19 protein-coding genes are annotated in these 17,968 nt (G+C 68.4%); 2 read left to right on the top strand and 17 right to left on the bottom strand.

Annotated elements, in window-relative coordinates; all coding sequences use genetic code 11:
- From QMX82_RS23180 to QMX82_RS23160, 5 genes are all read right to left on the bottom strand, one after another.
- The coding region (locus QMX82_RS23180; protein ID WP_282287942.1) for an SOS response-associated peptidase family protein at positions 1 to 541 on the bottom strand (541 nt) is incomplete at its 3' end.
- An 87-nt stretch (positions 542 to 628) separates the two neighbouring features.
- A complete protein-coding gene (locus QMX82_RS23175) occupies positions 629 to 1,075 on the bottom strand; it encodes a DUF6691 family protein (RefSeq protein ID WP_208691458.1) in 447 nt (148 codons plus the stop codon).
- Positions 1,072 to 1,482, bottom strand: coding sequence for a YeeE/YedE family protein (locus tag QMX82_RS23170; RefSeq protein WP_282287938.1), 411 nt, complete (start codon positions 1,480 to 1,482; stop codon positions 1,072 to 1,074). Before QMX82_RS23170 ends, QMX82_RS23175 begins: the two co-directional genes overlap by 4 nt.
- Complete coding sequence (gene bigR, locus QMX82_RS23165) at positions 1,479 to 1,826, bottom strand: sulfite-sensing transcriptional repressor BigR (RefSeq protein ID WP_208691457.1); 348 nt, start codon at positions 1,824 to 1,826, stop codon at positions 1,479 to 1,481. Before bigR ends, QMX82_RS23170 begins: the two co-directional genes overlap by 4 nt.
- Before the next feature lie 103 nt (positions 1,827 to 1,929).
- The gene (locus QMX82_RS23160; RefSeq protein WP_208691456.1) at positions 1,930 to 2,793 is read right to left on the bottom strand and encodes an SDR family oxidoreductase; all 864 of its coding nucleotides are present in this window, start codon (positions 2,791 to 2,793) and stop codon (positions 1,930 to 1,932) included.
- A 106-nt stretch (positions 2,794 to 2,899) separates the two neighbouring features.
- Between QMX82_RS23160 and QMX82_RS23155 the strand changes: the two genes are divergently transcribed.
- Positions 2,900 to 3,778 (top strand): LysR family transcriptional regulator, encoded by an 879-nt coding sequence (locus QMX82_RS23155; RefSeq protein WP_282287935.1) that lies wholly within the window; start codon positions 2,900 to 2,902, stop codon positions 3,776 to 3,778.
- A 109-nt stretch (positions 3,779 to 3,887) separates the two neighbouring features.
- Positions 3,888 to 6,089, top strand: coding sequence for an OsmC domain/YcaO domain-containing protein (locus QMX82_RS23150; RefSeq protein ID WP_282287933.1), 2,202 nt, complete (start codon positions 3,888 to 3,890; stop codon positions 6,087 to 6,089).
- Between the two features lie 41 nt (positions 6,090 to 6,130).
- On the opposite strand, the gene QMX82_RS23145 is transcribed toward QMX82_RS23150, so the two are convergent.
- The 12 genes from QMX82_RS23145 to QMX82_RS23090 form a co-directional block, all read right to left on the bottom strand.
- Positions 6,131 to 7,747, bottom strand: coding sequence for a gamma-glutamyltransferase family protein (locus QMX82_RS23145; protein WP_282287931.1), 1,617 nt, complete (start codon positions 7,745 to 7,747; stop codon positions 6,131 to 6,133).
- Between the two features lie 16 nt (positions 7,748 to 7,763).
- Positions 7,764 to 8,852 carry a polyamine ABC transporter substrate-binding protein gene (locus QMX82_RS23140; protein ID WP_282287929.1) on the bottom strand — a complete coding sequence of 363 codons (1,089 nt, stop codon included), beginning with the start codon at positions 8,850 to 8,852 and terminating at the stop codon, positions 7,764 to 7,766.
- 13 nt (positions 8,853 to 8,865) lie between these two features.
- Positions 8,866 to 9,642, bottom strand: a complete 777-nt coding sequence (locus QMX82_RS23135; protein WP_282287927.1) for an amino acid ABC transporter ATP-binding protein — start codon at positions 9,640 to 9,642, stop codon at positions 8,866 to 8,868.
- 2 nt (positions 9,643 to 9,644) lie between these two features.
- On the bottom strand, positions 9,645 to 10,412 hold the full coding sequence (locus QMX82_RS23130; RefSeq protein ID WP_187979482.1) for an amino acid ABC transporter permease: 768 nt from the start codon (positions 10,410 to 10,412) through the stop codon (positions 9,645 to 9,647).
- Between the two features lie 12 nt (positions 10,413 to 10,424).
- On the bottom strand, positions 10,425 to 11,231 hold the full coding sequence (locus QMX82_RS23125; RefSeq protein WP_017641252.1) for an ABC transporter substrate-binding protein: 807 nt from the start codon (positions 11,229 to 11,231) through the stop codon (positions 10,425 to 10,427).
- A 40-nt stretch (positions 11,232 to 11,271) separates the two neighbouring features.
- Positions 11,272 to 11,958 (bottom strand): GntR family transcriptional regulator, encoded by a 687-nt coding sequence (locus QMX82_RS23120; protein WP_158896871.1) that lies wholly within the window; start codon positions 11,956 to 11,958, stop codon positions 11,272 to 11,274.
- Positions 11,959 to 12,137: 179 nt separating this feature from the next.
- A complete protein-coding gene (locus QMX82_RS23115; protein ID WP_282287922.1) occupies positions 12,138 to 12,965 on the bottom strand; it encodes a phosphodiesterase in 828 nt (275 codons plus the stop codon).
- A gap of 9 nt (positions 12,966 to 12,974) precedes the next feature.
- Positions 12,975 to 14,006, bottom strand: a complete 1,032-nt coding sequence (locus tag QMX82_RS23110; RefSeq protein WP_282287920.1) for an ABC transporter ATP-binding protein — start codon at positions 14,004 to 14,006, stop codon at positions 12,975 to 12,977.
- On the bottom strand, positions 14,003 to 14,797 hold the full coding sequence (locus QMX82_RS23105; RefSeq protein WP_282287918.1) for an ABC transporter permease: 795 nt from the start codon (positions 14,795 to 14,797) through the stop codon (positions 14,003 to 14,005). Before QMX82_RS23105 ends, QMX82_RS23110 begins: the two co-directional genes overlap by 4 nt.
- Positions 14,794 to 15,651 (bottom strand): ABC transporter permease, encoded by an 858-nt coding sequence (locus QMX82_RS23100; protein ID WP_133860804.1) that lies wholly within the window; start codon positions 15,649 to 15,651, stop codon positions 14,794 to 14,796. The genes QMX82_RS23105 and QMX82_RS23100 overlap by 4 nt, the downstream gene beginning before the upstream one ends.
- Position 15,652: 1 nt before the next feature.
- The gene (locus tag QMX82_RS23095) at positions 15,653 to 16,648 is read right to left on the bottom strand and encodes an ABC transporter substrate-binding protein (RefSeq protein ID WP_208694984.1); all 996 of its coding nucleotides are present in this window, start codon (positions 16,646 to 16,648) and stop codon (positions 15,653 to 15,655) included.
- Between the two features lie 14 nt (positions 16,649 to 16,662).
- The gene (locus QMX82_RS23090; protein ID WP_158896876.1) at positions 16,663 to 17,664 is read right to left on the bottom strand and encodes a substrate-binding domain-containing protein; all 1,002 of its coding nucleotides are present in this window, start codon (positions 17,662 to 17,664) and stop codon (positions 16,663 to 16,665) included.
- Positions 17,665 to 17,968 lie beyond the last annotated feature (304 nt).

The following is a 17,968-nucleotide window of genomic DNA, read 5'->3' as shown; positions in this document are numbered from 1 at the left end:
CAATGGTCGAGGGCAGAACCAACGGGCGGCGGTCATGGATGTCGACCATGCCGGCGTCCGAGGCGGCGGTGACGATGACGAAGCCGTCATCGTCCTGGGGTGCCTGGTCAGCCGGGCGGAAGTGGCCGATGGCGGCGAAGAACAGCGGCTCGCCGGATTTCAGCCGGATGAAGTAGGGCTGCTTGAGCTTGGGATCTGCAGGGTCCTTCTTCCACTCGTACCAGCCATCCGCGACCACCAGGGCACGGCCGTTCTTCCAGAGGCCGCGAAACATCCGGCTGCTGGCCGCCGTTTCGACGCGCGCGTTGATCACCGGCGGACGCTTGGCCTGGCGCGCCCAGGCGGGCTGGTAGCCCCAGAGCACCGAGTCCAGGTGCAGGGCATCCTGCTGCTGGTGGAGCAGCTGGACGCGGGTGCCCGGCGCCACGTTGTAGCGACCCAGGGCGCGGGGTTCCAGGCCGCCGCGGACATCCGCAGGCGCGGCGCCCAGGGCGTCCAGATAATCGAGGGCGTAACGGTACTGGGCAAAGCGGCCACACATGGGATGCTCCTGTGCGCGGGAGACGCAGGTTGAAATGCCCCCGCATCCCTACCTAGGACCACGCCTCACGCCCGAAGTACCTGGCGTTCAGGCCTTGGGCGCCGCCGTCTCGCGTCGGGCGAGCCCCCGGTCATGCAGCACCATCCCCACGACCATCGCCGCGACAAAGCCATAGACCTTGGCGATACCCAGCCCCAGGCCTGCCAGCGCGGGCCCGGGGCATAGCCCGGCCAGCCCCCAGCCCAGGCCGAAGAGCAGGGCGCCCAGCAGCAGGCGGCGGTCGACGGGCGCGGTGGGCGGCAGGTGAAAAGCCCTGTCGAGGAGGGGGCGCGCCAGCCGGCGCTGGAGCTGAACCGCGGGCAGCGCCACCAGCAGGGCGCCGCCCAGGACGAACAGCAGGCTAGGGTCCCAGCGTCCGCTGGCGAGGTCGAGAAAACCCAGTACGCGGGCGGGATCGAGCATCCCCGAGAGGGCCAGGCCGCTGCCGAAGAGCAGACCGGCCAGCAGCGCTACGACCAGCCGCCACGATTTCATCGCAGCAGCTCCAGCAGGGTGGCCGTGGCCAGGCCACAGGCCAGGAAGACGGCGGTGGCGGCCAGCGAGCGGCGCGAGCCGCGGGCCACGCCGAGGATGCCATGGCCCGAGGTGCAGCCCGAGCCCAGCCGCGTCCCGAAGCCGACCAGCAGCCCGGCCAGTAGCAGCTGGGGCCAGGTCGCGTCCACGGTCAGGGCGGGACGCACGTGCAGGCCGCTCACCAGCAACGGCCCCAGCACCAGGCCCAGCACGAAGACCAGCCCGGTGCCGGCCTGCTGCCCGCCGAGCAGCCGACCAAAGATCCCGCTGATGCCGGCGATCCGCCCATTGACCAGCAACAGCAAGCTGGCGGCCAGGCCTAGCAGCAGACCGCCACCCAGGGCGGGCATATAGGCGGCGAGGATCATCGCGTCTGGCTCTCGGGCTGGCAGAAGATCTGGTAGAGCGCCTGCAACAGCTGGGCGGCCTTGTCTTCGGTGAGCCGGTAGAAGATCTGCTTGGCCTCGCGGCGGGTGGCGACCAGACCAGCCTCGCGCAACACGCCGAGTTGCTGGGAAAGGGTGGGCTGGTGGATGTCCAGGCGGGCCTCCAGTTCGCCGACTGCGTATTCACCTTCGGCGAGGGCGCAGGCCAGCAGCAGCCGGACCGGATGCGCCAGGGTCTTGAGCAGGGCGGCCACTTCCTGGGCCCGCGCCTGCATGTCTTGAGGGGAGAGGGTGCCGCCAGGGAGGGGCCGGGTGGGAGGAGTCATCGTAAACACGCCTGGATCAAGTCAATATACATTTTTATATAACATATAGTGTTCGTTGGCAAGCGTGCGCTGTCGAGCGCACCCAGCGCCAGGGTGATACCCGTCAGCCGATCAGCGCCCTGGCGAAGTCCCGATAGCCGTGCAGCGGTCGCCCCAGCAACCGGACCAGCCGTTCGCGGTCGCCGGGCTCGGGCAGCATGCCGTCGCTGACATAGCGCTCGGCCATGAGCCTCATCTCGTAGGCCATCCAGGCCGGCATGAAGGTCGCCATGTTCTGCTCGAAGCCGCGCGGATCGTCACCGGCGTAGTGGACGGGGCGGCCCAGCAGTTCGCTCCAGATCGCCGCGGCGCCTGCGCCGGTGAGGCTGTCCGGGCCGACCAGGTTGATCGTTTCGCTGGGCAGCTTGTCGATCGCCTGATCGCGGCGGATGAGTTCGAGCGCTGCGACCTCGGCGATATCCCGGGCGTCGACCATGGCCACGCCCTTGCCGCCGAGGGGCATGGGATAGATCCCATGCTGCAGGATGATGTCCCTGATCATGACCTCGTTGTCGATGAAGTAGGTGGGCCGCAAGACGGTGGCACTGAACCCCATGGCGTCCAGCATCCGCTCGCCGCCGAATTTCACCGCGAAGTGCGGTACGTTGACCGCGCTGTCGGCGCCGAAGACCGAGAGGTAGACGACCCGCTCGACGCCGCTTTCCCGGGCGATGTTGAGGGTGATGAGCGCCTGGGTGAATTCGTCGCCGGTCACGGCGTTGAGCAGGAAAAGGGTGGAGACGCCAGCGAAGGCGCGGCGCAGGGCAGCGAGATCCAGAAGGTCGCCCTGCATGACTTCGACGGTGGCGGGAAAATCGGCGCTGGCCGGAGTGCGGGTCAGCACCCGCACCTTGGCATCGCGCTGCACGAGCTGTTGCACGAGGTGGCGGCCTACGCGGCCGGTGGCGCCAGTGACGAGGATGGTCATGTCGGTAACTCCAGGTGGGTGAGGGGTAGAGCCACCTTAAGTCGTCCCACCTTGGGCCAATAGCCGCTAGGATAGGGACATAGCGTTCCACAATCGAGACAGTGCCTTGGACTTCAGTCTGCTCCTCGACTTCCAGCTCATCGCCACCCACGGCGGCATCGGGAAGGCCAGTCGCGCCAGTGGTCGACCCAAGGCCAGCCTGTCGCGGCGACTGGCCGAACTGGAAGTCGCCCTGGGCGTCAGGCTGATCGAACGGGGTGGACGCAGCCTCGTCCTGACGTCCGCCGGGGCCGACCTGGCGGCCCGGACCCTGGGGCCGCTGCGCGAATTGCAGGAGGCGCTGGCGGCGGTGCAGGAGGGGGTGGCGGTGCCACGTGGGCGGTTGCGCATCGCGGCGCCGCTGCTGTTTTCCCAGGTGGCGCTGGGCCGGCTGAGTGCGGATTTTCGCCGGCAGTACCCGGAGATCCTGATCGAGGCGGTGGCCGAGGATCGCCTGGTCGATCTGGTGGAGGAACACTTCGACCTGGCCATTCGTATCAACCCCGCGCCCGACAGCACCCTGGTGGGTCGCTGCTTCGCCCGGGACTGTCGGGTGCTGGTCGCCGCCCCGGGCCTCGAAGGCCCTCTGACGGCTGGTGCCGAGCCTGCGCCTCTGCCTGCGGTGGTCATGCCCGGCCAGCGCGAGGGCGAGGTCTGGACGCTGACGGAGGACGGCAAGCGCTTCCTGCCCCAGCCGGTGTTGCAGCTGACCTCACTGCTGACCATCCGCGACGCGGTACTGGCCGGTGCAGGTGCGGCGCTGTTGCCGCTCTCGCTGGTGCAACGGCAGCTGGACGAAGGCGCGCTAAGGCGCTGGGGCACCCTGGCCGGTGAGACCGAACTCTGGGTGCTGCACACTTCGCGACGACTGCAGAGCCCCAAGTTGAAGGCCTTCGTCGACTTCCTCTGCGCACGCTATCCAGACGGCATCTTTCTGCTGGACTAACGACTGACGAGGCCTGCCCCGTGGTCCACGGAACGACGGCCTGCATATCGCCCGCGCCCCTTTGTCCGGATAATGGCGGCCAATCTGCCGCCAAACCGGAATGCTGTGCATGGAAATCAAGGTCAATTTTCTCGACAACCTGAGGCTCGAAGCCAAGTTCGACGACTTCTCGGTGATCGCCGATCAGCCCATCCGCTACAAGGGTGACGGCTCGGCCCCGGGGCCCTTCGACTATTTCCTGGCGTCCTCGGCACTCTGCGCGGCCTATTTCGTCAAGCTCTACTGCCAGACCCGCGACATCCCCACCGACAACATCCGCCTGGCGCAGAGCAACATCGTCGACCCGGAGAATCGCTACAAGCAGACCTTCAAGATTCAGGTCGAGCTGCCCGCGGATCTCTCCGACAAGGATCGCCAGGGCATCCTCAGGTCCATCGATCGCTGCACGGTGAAGAAGGCGGTGCAGGCCGGTCCCGACTTCATCATCGAGGCGGTGGAGAGTCTGGACGCCGATGCCCAGGCCCTGCTGCTGCCCAGCGATACCGGTAGCCAAACCTACATCCCCGGCAAGGACCGGCCGCTGGAAGAGACCATCGCCAAGCTTTCCGGCATCCTCGCTGACCTGGGCATGAAGGTGGAGATCGCTTCCTGGCGCAACATCGTGCCCAACGTCTGGTCGCTGCACCTGCGCGATGTGCAGTCGGCGCTGTGCTTCACCAATGGCAAGGGCGCGACCAAGGAAGCGGCCCTGGCCTCGGCGCTGGGCGAATTCATCGAACGCCTCAACTGCAACTTCTTCTACAACGACCAGTACTGGGGCGAGGCCATCGGCAACGCGGCCTTCGTCCACCACCCCGACGAGCGCTGGTTCCAGCCCGGGCCCAAGGATGCGCTGCCCCGGGAGATCCTCGACCGCCATTGCCGCAAGCTCTACGACCCGGAAGGCGAACTGCGCGCCTCGCACCTGCACGACACCAACTCCGGCAACGTGGCGCGCGGCATCTGCGCGCTGCCCTTCGTGCGCCAGTCCGATGGCGAGGTGGTGTACTTCCCCTCGAACCTGATCGAGAACCTCTACCTCAGCAACGGCATGAGCGCCGGCAACACCCTCGCCGAAGCCCAGGTGCAATGCCTGTCGGAAATCTTCGAACGGGCGGTGAAGCGCGAGATCCTCGAAGGCGAACTGGCGCTGCCCGACGTGCCCGAGGCGGTGCTGGCCCGCTATCCCGCCATCGTCGAGGGTATTCGCGGCCTGGAAGCCCAGGGCTTTCCGGTGCTGGTCAAGGATGCCTCCCTGGGTGGCGAATTCCCGGTGATGTGCGTGACCCTGATGAATCCGCGCACCGGCGGGGTGTTCGCCTCCTTTGGCGCCCATCCGCGCCTGGAGATCGCCCTGGAGCGCAGCCTCACCGAGCTGTTGCAGGGCCGCAGCTTCGAGGGCCTCAACGATCTGCCGCAGCCGACCTTCGAGAGCCAGGCGCTGATGGAGCCGAACAACTTCGTCGAGCACTTCATCGACTCCAGCGGCCTGGTCTCCTGGCGCTTCTTCAGCGCCAGGGCCGACCATGACTTCGTCGACTGGGACTTTTCCAGCGAGGGCGAAGATGCCACCGCCCAGGAGGCCGCCACCCTGTTCGGCATCCTCGCCGAACGGGATCTGGAAGCCTACATGGCGGTGTACGAGGAACTGGGCGCACCGGCCTGCCGCATCCTGGTGCCGGGCTATTCGGAGATCTATCCGGTCGAGGACCTGATCTGGGACAACACCAACAAGGCGCTGGCGGTGCGCGAGGACATCCTCACCCTGCACCAGCTGGACGATGCGGCCCTGGAGTCCCTGCTCGAACGCCTGGACGATACCCAGGTGGACGACTACACCCGCATCGCCACCCTGATCGGCGTGGAATTCGACGAGAACACCGTCTGGGGCCAGCTGACCGTGCTGGAGCTCAAGCTGCTCATCCACCTGGCGCTGCAGCAATTCGAAGAGGCCAAGGAAGAGGTCGAGACCTTCCTGCAGTTCAACGACAACACCCTGGAGCGCGGTCTGTTCTACCAGGCGCTCAATGCGGTGCTGGAAGTCGACATGGACGACGAACTGGAACTGGCCGACTTCGAGGTCAACTTCCGCCGGATGTTCGGCGAGGAGCGCCTGGACGCCGCCCTGGGTTCGGTCTCGGGCGAGGTACGCTTCCCTGGCCTGACGCCCACCAGCCTCAGGCTGGAAGGCCTCGACAAGCACCTGCGGCTGATCGACAGCTATCGAAAGCTGCACGCCGCCCGTGCCAGGGCGGTCGGTATCGCGCTCTGAGGGAGCGCCCCGCCCGGAGCCGGGCGGGGCCGTTCCGGCGGTCAGCAGACCGCGATATGGGAATCCGCGCGCGGCTCCGTGCCGCCGCAGAGCACGCCGGTCTGCGGATCGCGGACGATGATCTGGCCGCGACCGAAGTCGGTGGAGTCGTGGGCGATCTCGATCTGGTGACCGCGCCGCGCCAGACCACTGGCCAGGGCGCGGGAAGCCGCCTGTTCGATGCCGACCTTCATCTCCCCCAGCCACTGCCAGCGCGGGGCGTCCAGCGCCGCCTGGGGATTCAGGCCGAAGTCCACCAGATTCATCACCATCTGCACATGGCCTTGGGGCTGCATGTAGCCACCCATGACGCCAAAGGGGCCGATGGGCACGTCACCCTTGCTCAGGAAGCCCGGGATGATGGTGTGGAAGGTCTGCTTGCCCGGCGCCAGGGCGTTGGAGTGGCTGGCATCCAGGCTGAATTCCGAACCGCGATTCTGCAGGCCGATGCCGCTGTCGGGCAGCACCACGCCGGAGCCGAAGCCGTGGTAGGCGCTCTGGATGAAGGACACCATGTTGCCCTCGCCATCGGCGGTGGCGATGTAGACGGTGCCGCTGGCCTGGGGATCGCCATGCAGCGGCGGCTGGGCCTGGTCGGTGATCTCGGCGCGGCGGCGCTCGGCATAGGCATCGTCCAGCAGGACGCTGGCGGCGACCCTCATGTGCTCGGGATCGGTGATGTAGTGCAGGCCGTCGGCATAGGCCTTCTTCATGGCCTCCAGCTGGCGGTGCCAGGTGAGCTGGCTGTCGCGCTGGTCGAAGTCGTAACCCTTGAGGATGTTCAGGGTCATGAGGGCGATCAGGCCCTGGCCACTTGGCGGAATCTCCCACACCTGGTAGCCGCGGTAGTCGACCTTGATCGGCTCCACCCAGCGCGGCTGGTAGCCGGCCAGGTCCGCTGCGCTCAGCTGCCCGCCGCTGGCCGCGGCATGCTCGGCCAGCCGTTGGGCGATGGCGCCCCGGTAGAAGCTCTCGCAGCGGGTCTGTGCCAGTTCCTCCAGGGTGCGGGCCTGGGCGGGGTTGCGAAACAGCTGGCCGGCGACCGGTGCCTGGCCGTCGATGAGGAAGGTGTCGAACCAGGCCGCCAGCTCGGGGGACTGGTCCCGGCTGGCCTGGTACTCGGCCTGGGCGATGCGCCACTGGTGGGCAACCACCGGCGACACCGGAAAGCCGTCGCGGGCCAGGGCGATGGCGGGTTCGAACAGGGTGGCGAAGGGCAGCTTGCCGAAGCGGCGCGACAACTCGGCCCAGGCCGCCGGGCAGCCCGGCACCGTGACCGGCAGCCAGCCGTGCACGGGCATGCGCTCGTGGCCGGCCGCCTTGACCGTGGCGATGTCGAGACTGGCCGGGGCATGGCCGCTGGCGTCCAGGCCATGCAGCTGGTCCTTGACCCAGACCAGGGCGAAGGCGTCGCCGCCGATGGCATTGCCGGTAGGTTCCACCACGGTCAGGGCCGCGGCGGTGGCGATGGCCGCGTCGATGGCGTTGCCACCCTGGCGCAGCATGGTGATGCCGGCTTCGGCGGCCAGCGGCTGGGAGGTGGCGACCATGCCATTGCGCGCGAAAACGCTCTGGCGTTGCGAGGCGTAGGGGTAGTCGTGGGCAGAGAAATTCAGCATGGCAGGCTCTTCGAGGTCATTGTCCGGTCTTGATGCGGGTCCACTCGCGGGTCATCAGCCGCTGGATCTGCGGCGGCAGATCGGCGGAGACGTAGAGGCGCTCGGCGATGGCCGCGCTGGGGTAGATGCCCGGGTTGTCGCGCACCTTGGCATCGAGCAGGGCGGTGGCGTCGCGGTTGGGATTGGCGTAGCCGACATAGTCGCTGACCGGGGCGATCACCTCGGGGCGCAGCAGGTAGTCGATCAGCGCCAGGGCGCCCTGGGGATTCTTGGCGTCCTTGGGGATGGCGAGCATGTCGAACCAGAGATTGGCGCCTTCCCTGGGGATCACGTAGCGCACGTCACTCGCCTTGCCGGCTTCCCTGGCGCGGCTCTGGGCCTGCAGGACATCGCCCGAATAGCCCATGGCCACGCAGACGTCGCCATTGGCCAGGTCGGTGATGTACTTGCTGGAGCTGAAATAGGTCACCGACGGCTTGAGCTGCTGCAGCAACGCGGAGGCCTTGCGGTAGTCCTCGGGATTCCGGCTGTTGGGGTCCAGGCCCAGGTAGTGCAGGGTCTGGGCGAAGACCTTTTGCGGCGCATCGAGCAGGGCCACGCCGCAGCCCTTGAGCCTGGCCAGGTTCTCCGGCTTGAACAGCAGGTCCCAGGAGTCCACCGGGGCGCCATCGCCCAGGGCGGCGCGGACCTTGGCGGCGTTGTAGCCGATGCCCACGGTGCCCCAGAGGTAGGGCACGGCGTAGCGATTGCCGGGATCGGCCGCTTCCAGGCGCTGCATGAGCCGTGGATCCAGGTGCTGCCAGTTGGACAGCCGGTTGCGATCCACCGGCTGGTAGGCGCCCGCCTTGATCTGCTTGGTGAGGAACTGGTTGGACGGCACCACCAGGTCATAGCCGGAATGGCCGGACAGCAGCTTGGCTTCGAGCATCTCGTTGGTGTCGAAGACGTCGTAGCGCACCTGGACGCCGCTGGCCTGGGTGAACTGCTTGAGGGTGTCCGGACCTATGTAGTCCGACCAGTTGTAGAAACGCACCTCGGACTCGGCGGCCTGGGTCAGGGGCGTCAGGCAGAGGGCGAGGGCGGCCAGCAGGGGACGAACGGCCATGGAAGTCTCCGGTCTAGAGCACGCGGCTGAGGAATTCGCGGGTGCGCGGATGGGTGGGATTGCCGAACACCTGGGCCGGCGGGCCTTCCTCGATCAGCTCGCCCTGGTGCAGCACCACCACGCGATCGGCCACCTCGCGGGCGAAGCCCATCTCGTGGGTCACCACCACCATGGTCATGCCGTCTTCGGCCAGCTCCTTCATCACCTGCAGCACCTCGCCCACGGTTTCCGGGTCAAGGGCGCTGGTGGGTTCGTCGAACAGCATGGCCTGGGGTTTCATCGCCAGGGCGCGGGCGATGGCCACGCGCTGCTGCTGGCCGCCGGAGAGTTGCGCCGGATAGTGCTCGGCCTTGTCGGACAGCCGCACCCGGGCGAGCAGGGCGCGGGCCTGTTCCACGGCGGCGGCGCGCGCCACGCCCAGCACCTGGATCGGCGCCTCGATGATGTTTTCCAGCACCGTCATGTGCGGGAAGAGGTTGAACCTCTGGAACACCATGCCGATGTCGCGGCGGCGGCGGGCGATATTGCGCTCGGAGTCCCTGACTCTCGAGCCATCGGCACGCTCGCGAAAGCCCATCAGCTCGCCATTGACGCGAATGGTGCCGCCCTGGATGTCTTCCAGGTGGTTGAGGCAGCGGATGAAGGTGGTCTTGCCGGAACCGGAGGCGCCGATCAGCACCACCACCTCGCCACGGCGCACCTCCAGGGTCACGCCCTTGAGGATCTCCAGCTCGCCGAAGGCCTTGTGCACCTCCAGCGCCTGGATCACGAATTCTTGCGTGGTCGTCATGGCTAGCGTCCCCGTAGCTTGAAGCCCTGCAGGCTGAACAGCCGGCCGGTGGCGGTGGGCCGGTGACCGTCGGCCTTGCCGAAGCGCCGCTCCAGCCAGGCCTGGAAGAAGCCCCAGAGGGTGGTCAGGACCAGGAAGTAGATGGCCACCACCAGGTACAGCTCGAAGACGCGGAAGGTCGCCGAGGTGATCATCTGGGTGCTGAGCAGCAGCTCCTGCACCCCGATGACGCTGACCAGGGTGGTGTTCTTGAGCATCACGTTGAACTCGTTGCCGAGCGGCGGAATGATCACCCGCAGCGCCTGGGGCAGCACGATGCGGCGCATCAGCTTGGCCGGCGTCATGCCCAGGGAGCGCGCCGCCTCGTACTGGCCGCGATCCACCGCACCGATGCCGGCGCGGATGATCTCGGCCATGTAGGCACCTTCGTTGAGGCCCAGGGCGATGATGGCCGCCTGGATGTTGCCCGGGATCACCAGGAAGCCCAGGTCCAGGTCCTCGAAGCGAAAGATGCCGCCGGCCGCCAGGGCCGTGTAGAGGAAGACGATCTGCACCAGCAGCGGCGTGCCGCGCATCAGCCAGACATAGCAGCGCACCGGGTATTGCAGCGCCCGGTAGCGCGACAGCCGTGCCAGCGCCGCCAAGAGGCCGAGCGCGCAGCCCAGCAGCATGGCACCGATGGCGATGACGCAGGTCAGCCCGAGGCCGTAGAGGTAGACGTCGCTCGGGTGCAGCAGGTACTGCCAGAACACATCCCAGCTGAAGTTCATCGTGGCCTTCCCTTAATCGAGCTTGTCGCCTTCCAGGTGCCACTTGGCCATGAGGGTGGCGTAGCTGCCATCGGCCTTCATGTCGGCGAGGATCTGGGTGAGGGCGCTGCTGAGCTGGCTGTCGTCCTTGCGTACGCCGATCCCGGTGAGGATGCGGGCGAAGGCCGGCACGCCGGTCTCGAACTGGCCGGGCGCGACGCCCTGGTAGTAGGCGGCGGTTTCCACGGTGGTGCCGTAGGCGTCGGTCTGGCCCAGGCGCAGGGCCTGGAAGGCGTCGGTGTCGCTGTTGTAGGCCACCAGCTTCATGGGCGCCTTGCCAGCCTTCTTCAGCTCCTCGTTGTGGGCGTCGAGCAGGGTGCGGATGGTGGAGCCATTGAGCACCGCCACCTTCTTGCCGGCGAGGTCGTCCAGGGTGTGGATGCCGGCCTTGTTACCGGCCGGCACCACCACCGCCTGACTGGAGTACATGTAGTTGACGATGTCGATCACCTGGCGCCGCTCGGGCTTGTCGAACAGCTGGTCGATCAGCAGATCGCACTGGCCGGCCAGCAGCGCCGGGATCAGGCCGGAGAAGGGCACCACGCGCCAGTCGACCTTCTTGTCGCCGAGCCGCTTGGCGATCTCGGCGCCGAGGTCGACGGTGAGGCCCTTGGGCTTCTGGGCTTCATCGAAGAAGCCGATCGGCGGGGTATCGAGAGCGCCGCAATAGGTGATCTTGGAGGCCTTGGCCAGGCGCTCGGGGATCTGCGGGGCGGCCTGGGTGAAGCCGGCGACGAGGGTCAGGGCGAGCAGACTGCAGGAAAGCCGGTGGCGGGTCATGGTCTTCTCCGGAAGGACGGGGATGGGCAGGGCGGATGGCTCAGCGCGGGGGCGTACTTCGGGTCTGGTCGCCCGATCGTTCGATGAAGGTCAGCAGGTCGGGCACCGTGCCCTCGATGTGCTCGCGCAACACCCGCTCGGCCTCGGCGGCGTCGCCGGCGCGCAGGGCGGCGAGGATGGGCGCGTGCTCGTCGCGGGCCGACTGGGGGCGATCGACGTGCAGCCAGAGCTGCATGTGCGGCTCGATCAGGGCATAGAGGCCATTGATCTGGCGCAGCAGCCGCGGGCGACCGGCCAGGCTGCACAGGTATTCGTGGAAGGCGCGGTGCTGGGCGACCCAGGCGCCGGGTTCCTGCTCGTCGTCCAGGTCTTCCAGCAGGCGTTCCAGGCGCGTCATCTCGCGGGGGCCGACATGGGGCGTGGCCAGGCGGATGGCCAGGCCTTCGAGGGCGCTGCGCATCTCGAACACCTCGCGCATGTCCTCCAGGTCCAGGCCGCTGACCACCGCGCCGCGATGCGGCCGGAGGATCACCAGGCCTTCGGCGGCGAGGCGCTGGAAGGCGCTGCGCACCGGCATGCGACTCATGCCCAGGGTGGTGGCGATGTCCTCGGCGATCAGCCGCTCGCCATTGCGATAGTGCCCGGCGCAGATGGCCTGCAGCAGATGGCGATAGGCCTCTTCTTCGGCGCTCAGGGCGGTGGAGCGGGACAGGGCGGAGAGCGGCATGGACTGGCTTCCTGGATTTTTGTATCCAATCTGCCAAGGCAAGGCTCATGCCAGGGAGCCCAGTGCTCGCCAGCGCTGGGCCGCAGGTCTGCGCGGTCAGGCGCCGGCGTTACCTTTTGCACCACCCTGGGTCGCAGCAGCGGCCGCTCTGCTACCTCAGGACCCGAAACGGGGCGGTGTCAGTCCAGCAACTGGCCATCGGCGGCGAAGAAGGGGTAGGGCCCCGGGTAATTGCCCAGCGGCAGATGGTGGGTCACCAGGGCCTCGTCCGCCCAGCGATGCAGCAGCAGGCCCGGCGGCTCCAGGCGAAAGCGCGACGGCGCCGCCTCGCGCAGGTCCAGGTCGACCTGGTGCGACACGCCGGGACAGACGCAGGCCAGGGTGCCGCCGAAGCGGCGCTGGATCAGCCGGTGCAGATGACCGCAAAGCAGCCGCTCCACCTGGGGATGGCGGCGGATCACGGCTTCGAGTTCCGCGCCGCCGTCCAGGCCGATGCGATCCATATGGCCGATGCCGACCGGGAACGGCGGATGGTGCAGGAGCACCAGGGTCGGCTGGTCGGATGCCTGGCTGAGCTGGGCGTCGAGCCAGGCCAGTTGCGCGGCGTCGAGACGCCCCCCGTGCTCGCCGGGGATATGGGTATCCAGACCGATCAGCCGCAGCGGGCCGCAGTCCTGCTGCCAGTCCAGGGTGCCCTGGGCCGGCAGATAGGGGTGATCGGCGAAGGCCGTGCGCAGGGCGGCGCGGTCGTCGTGATTGCCGGGGATGACGAAGAAGGGCATGGTCAGTTCGGCCAAGACCTCGCGCAGGGTGGCGTATTCCTCGGGGGTGCCGAAGTCCACCAGGTCGCCGGTGATGACCAGCGCATCCGGGCGCGGTTGCAGGGCGTTGAGGCGGTCCACCGCCAGGCGCAGGGCGCCGAGGGTATCGACCACCCCGTAGGACAGCCGGCCGCCGGCCTTGATGTGCAGGTCGCTGAGCTGGGCCAGCAGGAAGGGCGCGGACATGGGGATCTCCTAGGAAGCCAGGGTGAAGAGCGCGTCTGGGCGCACGCTCAGGTGCAGCAGGTCGCCCGGTTGCGCCTGCAGGGGCTGGGCGGTGTCCACCAGCAGCGGCTGGCCGGCGCCCACTTCCACCAGCAGCCGCGAATGGGCGCCCTGGAAGAATTGCCCGATCAGGATGCCGGTGAGGTGCGCGGGCGTCGTGCTCGGCTCCAGGTGTTCCGGGCGACAGAACAGGGTGCTGGCAGCGCCGGTCCAGGGCAGCCGCCCGCCGGCGACCGCCACCTCGGCGCCGCTCTGGCCGCGCACCTCGAAGCGGTTGAGCTGGCCGACGAAACCGGCGACGAAGCGACTGGCCGGGCGCTGGTAGATCTGCGTCGGGGTGCCGATCTGGGCGATGCGGCCTTCGCCCATCACCACGATGCGATCGCCCAGGGCCAGGGCTTCCTGCTGGTCATGGGTGACATAGACCGCGGTGGTGCCGAGTTCGCGCAGCAGGGCGCCGATGTCGGCCCGCAACTGCTCGCGCAGCTGGGCGTCCAGCGCCGCCAGGGGTTCGTCGAACAGGAGCACCCGGGGGCGCGGTGCCAGCGCCCGGGCCAGGGCGACGCGCTGGCGCTGGCCACCGGACAGCTGCTGGATGCGCCGCTCGGCCAGGGCTTCAAGTTGCATCATGGCCAGCAATTCGGCGACCCGGGCAGCGCGCTCGGCGCGCGGCAGGCCGCGGATCCTCAGGCCGTAGGCGATGTTGCCGGCCACGTCCAGGTTGGGAAACAGGGCGTAGTTCTGGAACACCATGCCGACGTCGCGCCGCTCGATGGGCAGGCCGGTGACGTCACGCTCGTCGAACAGCACCTGGCCGCCGGCATCGGGCTGCTCCAGGCCGGCGATCAGCCGCAGGGTGGTGGTCTTGCCACAGCCGGAGGGCCCGAGGAACACCAGGGTCTCGCCCGGGTGGATGTCGAGGTCCAGGGGCTGTAGCACCTGGCGGCCCCCGGCAAAGGTCTTGGCGCAGTGGCGCAGGCGGACGGCGGTACCTTGGGTCATCGCAGGGCTCCACGGGAGAGACGGGCGCTGAGGACCTGGAGGGCGACCAGCAGCGGCACGATCAGCAAGAGGAAGATCAGGGTGTAGGCGGAGCCCACCTCCAGCCGCGCCGAGGCGTAGCTGTCGGCCAGGCCCACCGGCAGGGTCTTGGTCAGGGGCGTGTGCAGCATCCAGGTGAGGTTGAATTCCCCCAGCGAGAGGGTGATCACCATGAGGCTGCCGGCGAGGATGCCAGCGCGGGCATTGGGCACCACCACACCGAAGAAGCGCTGCCAGGGACCGGCGCCGAGGCTGGCCGCGGCTTCCTCCAGCTGCGGCAGCTGGCTGCGCCTGAGCACCGCCATCACCGGGCGGATCAGGAAGGGCAGGGTGAACAGCAGGTGACCCACCAGGATGATCGCCGGGCTGCGGCGAAAGCCGCCAAGGTGGCCGTAGGTCAGCAGCAGCGCCAGGGCCGAGGCGAAACCGGGCATGGCCACCGGCAATACCAGCAATTCCTCGAAGGCGCGGGCGAAGCGGTTGTCCAGCCGGACCAGGGCATAGGCCGCCGGGACGCCGAGCACGACCGCGAGGACCGCCGTGCCCAGCGCCAGTTGCAGCGACAGCCAGACGGTGGGCGCATAGGCCTGCCAGACCTGCAGCACCCAGTCGAGGGTGAGGCCGCTGGCGAGACCCTGGAAGTAGTTGCGGGTGAGGCCGGCCAGCACCGAGAGGAGCACCGGCACCAATAGGAAGGCGGCCACCAGCAGGGTGAACAGCAGTTGCAGCCAGAAGCGCAGGGGGCGATTCATCGCAGGTCTCCCTGGACACCGCCGAGGCGCCGGGCCAGCAGCAGGACCAGCCAGGTGACGAGGCCGAGCACCACCGAGAGCGCCGCGGCGACGCCGAAGTTGGCGAAGTTGGTGAAGGTGTCGTAGATGGCGATGGGCGTCACCGCCAGGCGCGTGCCGAGGGTGAAGGCGGTGCCGAAGGCGCCCATGGCGGTGGCGAAGCACAGCGCGCCGCTGGACAGCAGGGCCGGGGTCAGGCCGGGGATCAGCACGTCGCGCACCACGGCGAAGAGCCCGGCGCCCAGGGAGCGGGCGGCTTCTTCCAGGCTGGTGTCGAGGGTCTCGCAGGCCGCCATCACCGTGAGGATCACCCGCGGGATGGAGAAATAGAGATAGCCGAGAAACAGTCCGAACAGCGAATAGGCGAACACCCAGGGCTCACCGAACAGGCCGCGCCCAAGGCTGGCGAACAGACCCTGGCGGCCGCCCAGCAGGATGATCAGGAAGCCCACCACCACGCCGGGAAAGGCCAGCGGAAAGGTCAGCAGCGCCACCAGCAGGCTGCGCCCAGGGAAGGCATGGCGCGCCAGGAAGCAGCCGGCGATGCCGGCCACCAGCAGGGTGGCCAGGGTGGTGACGGCGGCCAGGGCCACCGTCTGGGCGAGTCCGGACAGATAGCCGGCGCTGGTCAGCACCTGCCAGTAGCCGGAGCTGCCGGCGGCGTCCGGGCGGGCGCCGAGCACCAGCAGGTGGGTCAGTGGCAACAGCCAGAAGGCCAGCAGGAAGGCGCTCGCCGGTGCCAGGGCGACCAGCACCGGCCAGGGCAGCCGGCGCGGCACCCGGCGGCGCCCGAAGGAAACGGCGAGGCCCTGCATCTCAGCGCACCTCGGCCTGGTAACGCTTGGCGAAGGCTTCCTGGACCGCGGCCATGTGACCGTAGTCGACGGTGCCGGCGCGGGCATAGTCGGCGGCGGGCAGGAAGCGCGCCTTCACCTCGGCCGGCAGCGGCACGTCCCGCACCGGCCGCAGGTAGGCCTGGGCCCAGAGCGCCTGGCCCTGGTCCGACAGCACATAGTCCAGCACCTTCTCGCCATTGGCGCGGTGCGGCGCGCCCTTCACCAGGCTCATGGTGTAAGGCACGGTCAGGCTGCCTTCCTGGGGAATGACAAAGGCCACCGGGGCGTTGTCCTTGTAGCGGGCGCGGTAGGCGTTGAAGTCGTAGTCCACCAGGATCGGGATCTCGCCGGAGAGCAGACGGGCATAGGCGGTCTGCTTGGGCACGATGGGATCGTTGGCCGCCAGCTTCTTGAAGAAGGCCATGGCCGGACCGAAGTCGTCGAGGTTGCCACCCAGGGCCTGGTTGAGCGCCACGGCGGTGACGTAGCCGACAAAGGCGCTGGACGGATCCAGGTAGCCCACCAGGCCGCGGTACTCGGGCTTGAGCAGATCGGCCCAGCGCTGCGGCACCGGCTTGCCGCCCAGGGCCTGGGTATTGACCATGAAGCCGAGGGTGCCGGAATGGATGGCGGTCCATTCCCCCTGGGGGTCCTTGAGGCCAGCGGGTACCTGATCCCAGTGCTTGGGCTGGTAGGGCTGCAGCACGCCGGCCTTGTCCGCCTGGATGCCGAAGGTCACCCCGTAGTAGACGACGTCGGCCACCGGGGCTTCGCGCTCGGCCACCAGCTGGGCCAGCGACTGCCCGGAATTCTTGTTGTCCTGGGGGACCTCGATACCGGTGTCGGCGGCGATGGCCTTGAGCTGGGCACCCCAGTCGGCCCATTCCAGCGGGCAGTTGTAGCAGATGGCGGTTTCGGCGGCCTGGGCGCTGGCCAGGCCACAGGCCAGGGCGACGCCGGCCAGCAGACGACGCATGGGGAAGGGTGATTTCATCGGTAGGGCTCCTTCAAGGGGCCGGCACTGGTGCCGGGACGGACGAGGCAGGGCAGACACTGCTGGTGGGTGGCACTGCCGGCGATCAGCGCCAGCAATTCGGTGACGAGCACGGCGCCCAGGCTCTGCAAGGGCTGCATGACGCTGCACAGGCTGGGTTCGAGGCGGGCGCCCATGGCGATGCCATCGAAGCCCACCACCGAGAGGTCGGCAGGCACGGGCACCCCGTGGCGCTGGAGTTCGGCGATGACGCTGATAGCCAGCAGGTCGTTGGTGCAGAGCAGGGCGGTCGGGGCGTGACGCTCCAGCAGCGGCGCCAGCTCCGCCCAGTCGGCGTCGGTGTGGCTGGCCAGCTCCAGCCGCGGCAGCGTCGGCAGGCCGGCGGCGGCCATCGCCTGGCAATAGCCGGCGAAGCGACGCTCGCTGCGATCCGACTGCTGGGCCGGCCCCGAGACCAGGGCGATGCGGCGGTGCCCCAGGCCGAGCAGGTGCTCGGTGGCCATGGCCATGCCCTGGCGGTTGTCCACCGCCACCGCCGCATAGGGACGCTGGGGTTCGTGATAGGCCAGGATGAAGGGCGTCCGCTCCTGGCTCAGCTCGGCCAGTACCGCGCTGCGGTCGGCGTCGGCCACCGTCAGTACCAGGCCGGCGACGCGCTGGCGCAGCAGTTCCTCCACCACCGCCGCCTCGCGCTCGGGCTGGTAGTCGGTGGTGGCGATCACCAGCGAATAGCCCTGGCTGCGCGCGGTGCGCTCCATGGCGTGCAATTGCTCGGCGAACACCGGGTTGAGCAGGCTGGGCACCACCACGCCGATCAGCCGGGTGCTCTGTTGACGCAGCTGGCGGCCCAGCAGATTGGGACGGAAATTGAGACTGCGCGCGGCGTCCAGCACCCGCTGGCGGGTGCTCTCGCGCACCTGCTCGGGCGTGGCGAAGGCCCGCGCCGCCGTGGCCCGGGAGACTCCCGCCTGTTGCGCTACCTGTTTCAGATCGGTCATGCCGGCCTCGTTTGAGATCGATCTCATCGGGGGAGACAATGCCGGCGGCAGATGTCGGGAGGATGACAGCGAGATGAAGCTTCTGCTCTGGCGCCGGGCCCGGGCGCGGGTGGCAGCAGGAGAGGGGCGGACCTGGGCGGGATATACCTTGGTATAGCCAGACGTCCGACGTTTCAATGGCTTGGACGGGGTGGCGCGCCTAGATTAGCCCGGTGTCCGGACCCTGCGCGGCAGGGCCGGACACGCTCCCAAGGCCCCCTGCAAAGAGGTACGCCATGAAGACCCTTCCTGGCCTCTACACCCC

The organism is Pseudomonas sp. PS02302, assembly GCF_029959585.1.
Taxonomy (GTDB): Bacteria; Pseudomonadota; Gammaproteobacteria; order Pseudomonadales; family Pseudomonadaceae; genus Chryseomonas; species Chryseomonas aestiva.
Note: the sequence above shows the minus strand (reverse complement) of the source record. Positions and strands in the feature narration are given on the sequence as shown.

Excerpts from the sequence above, each read along its gene's own strand:
- QMX82_RS23175 (WP_208691458.1), bottom strand. The coding sequence starts at position 1,075 with ATGAAATCGTGGCGGCTGGTCGTAGCGCTGCTGGCCGGTCTGCTCTTC.
- QMX82_RS23170 (WP_282287938.1), bottom strand. The coding sequence starts at position 1,482 with ATGATCCTCGCCGCCTATATGCCCGCCCTGGGTGGCGGTCTGCTGCTA.
- bigR (WP_208691457.1), bottom strand. The coding sequence starts at position 1,826 with ATGACTCCTCCCACCCGGCCCCTCCCTGGCGGCACCCTCTCCCCTCAA.
- QMX82_RS23160 (WP_208691456.1), bottom strand. The coding sequence starts at position 2,793 with ATGACCATCCTCGTCACTGGCGCCACCGGCCGCGTAGGCCGCCACCTC.
- QMX82_RS23150 (WP_282287933.1), top strand. The coding sequence starts at position 3,888 with ATGGAAATCAAGGTCAATTTTCTCGACAACCTGAGGCTCGAAGCCAAG.
- QMX82_RS23145 (WP_282287931.1), bottom strand. The coding sequence starts at position 7,747 with ATGCTGAATTTCTCTGCCCACGACTACCCCTACGCCTCGCAACGCCAG.
- QMX82_RS23140 (WP_282287929.1), bottom strand. The coding sequence starts at position 8,852 with ATGGCCGTTCGTCCCCTGCTGGCCGCCCTCGCCCTCTGCCTGACGCCC.
- QMX82_RS23135 (WP_282287927.1), bottom strand. The coding sequence starts at position 9,642 with ATGACGACCACGCAAGAATTCGTGATCCAGGCGCTGGAGGTGCACAAG.
- QMX82_RS23130 (WP_187979482.1), bottom strand. The coding sequence starts at position 10,412 with ATGAACTTCAGCTGGGATGTGTTCTGGCAGTACCTGCTGCACCCGAGC.
- QMX82_RS23125 (WP_017641252.1), bottom strand. The coding sequence starts at position 11,231 with ATGACCCGCCACCGGCTTTCCTGCAGTCTGCTCGCCCTGACCCTCGTC.
- QMX82_RS23120 (WP_158896871.1), bottom strand. The coding sequence starts at position 11,958 with ATGCCGCTCTCCGCCCTGTCCCGCTCCACCGCCCTGAGCGCCGAAGAA.
- QMX82_RS23115 (WP_282287922.1), bottom strand. The coding sequence starts at position 12,965 with ATGTCCGCGCCCTTCCTGCTGGCCCAGCTCAGCGACCTGCACATCAAG.
- QMX82_RS23110 (WP_282287920.1), bottom strand. The coding sequence starts at position 14,006 with ATGACCCAAGGTACCGCCGTCCGCCTGCGCCACTGCGCCAAGACCTTT.
- QMX82_RS23105 (WP_282287918.1), bottom strand. The coding sequence starts at position 14,797 with ATGAATCGCCCCCTGCGCTTCTGGCTGCAACTGCTGTTCACCCTGCTG.
- QMX82_RS23100 (WP_133860804.1), bottom strand. The coding sequence starts at position 15,651 with ATGCAGGGCCTCGCCGTTTCCTTCGGGCGCCGCCGGGTGCCGCGCCGG.
- QMX82_RS23095 (WP_208694984.1), bottom strand. The coding sequence starts at position 16,648 with ATGCGTCGTCTGCTGGCCGGCGTCGCCCTGGCCTGTGGCCTGGCCAGC.
- QMX82_RS23090 (WP_158896876.1), bottom strand. The coding sequence starts at position 17,664 with ATGACCGATCTGAAACAGGTAGCGCAACAGGCGGGAGTCTCCCGGGCC.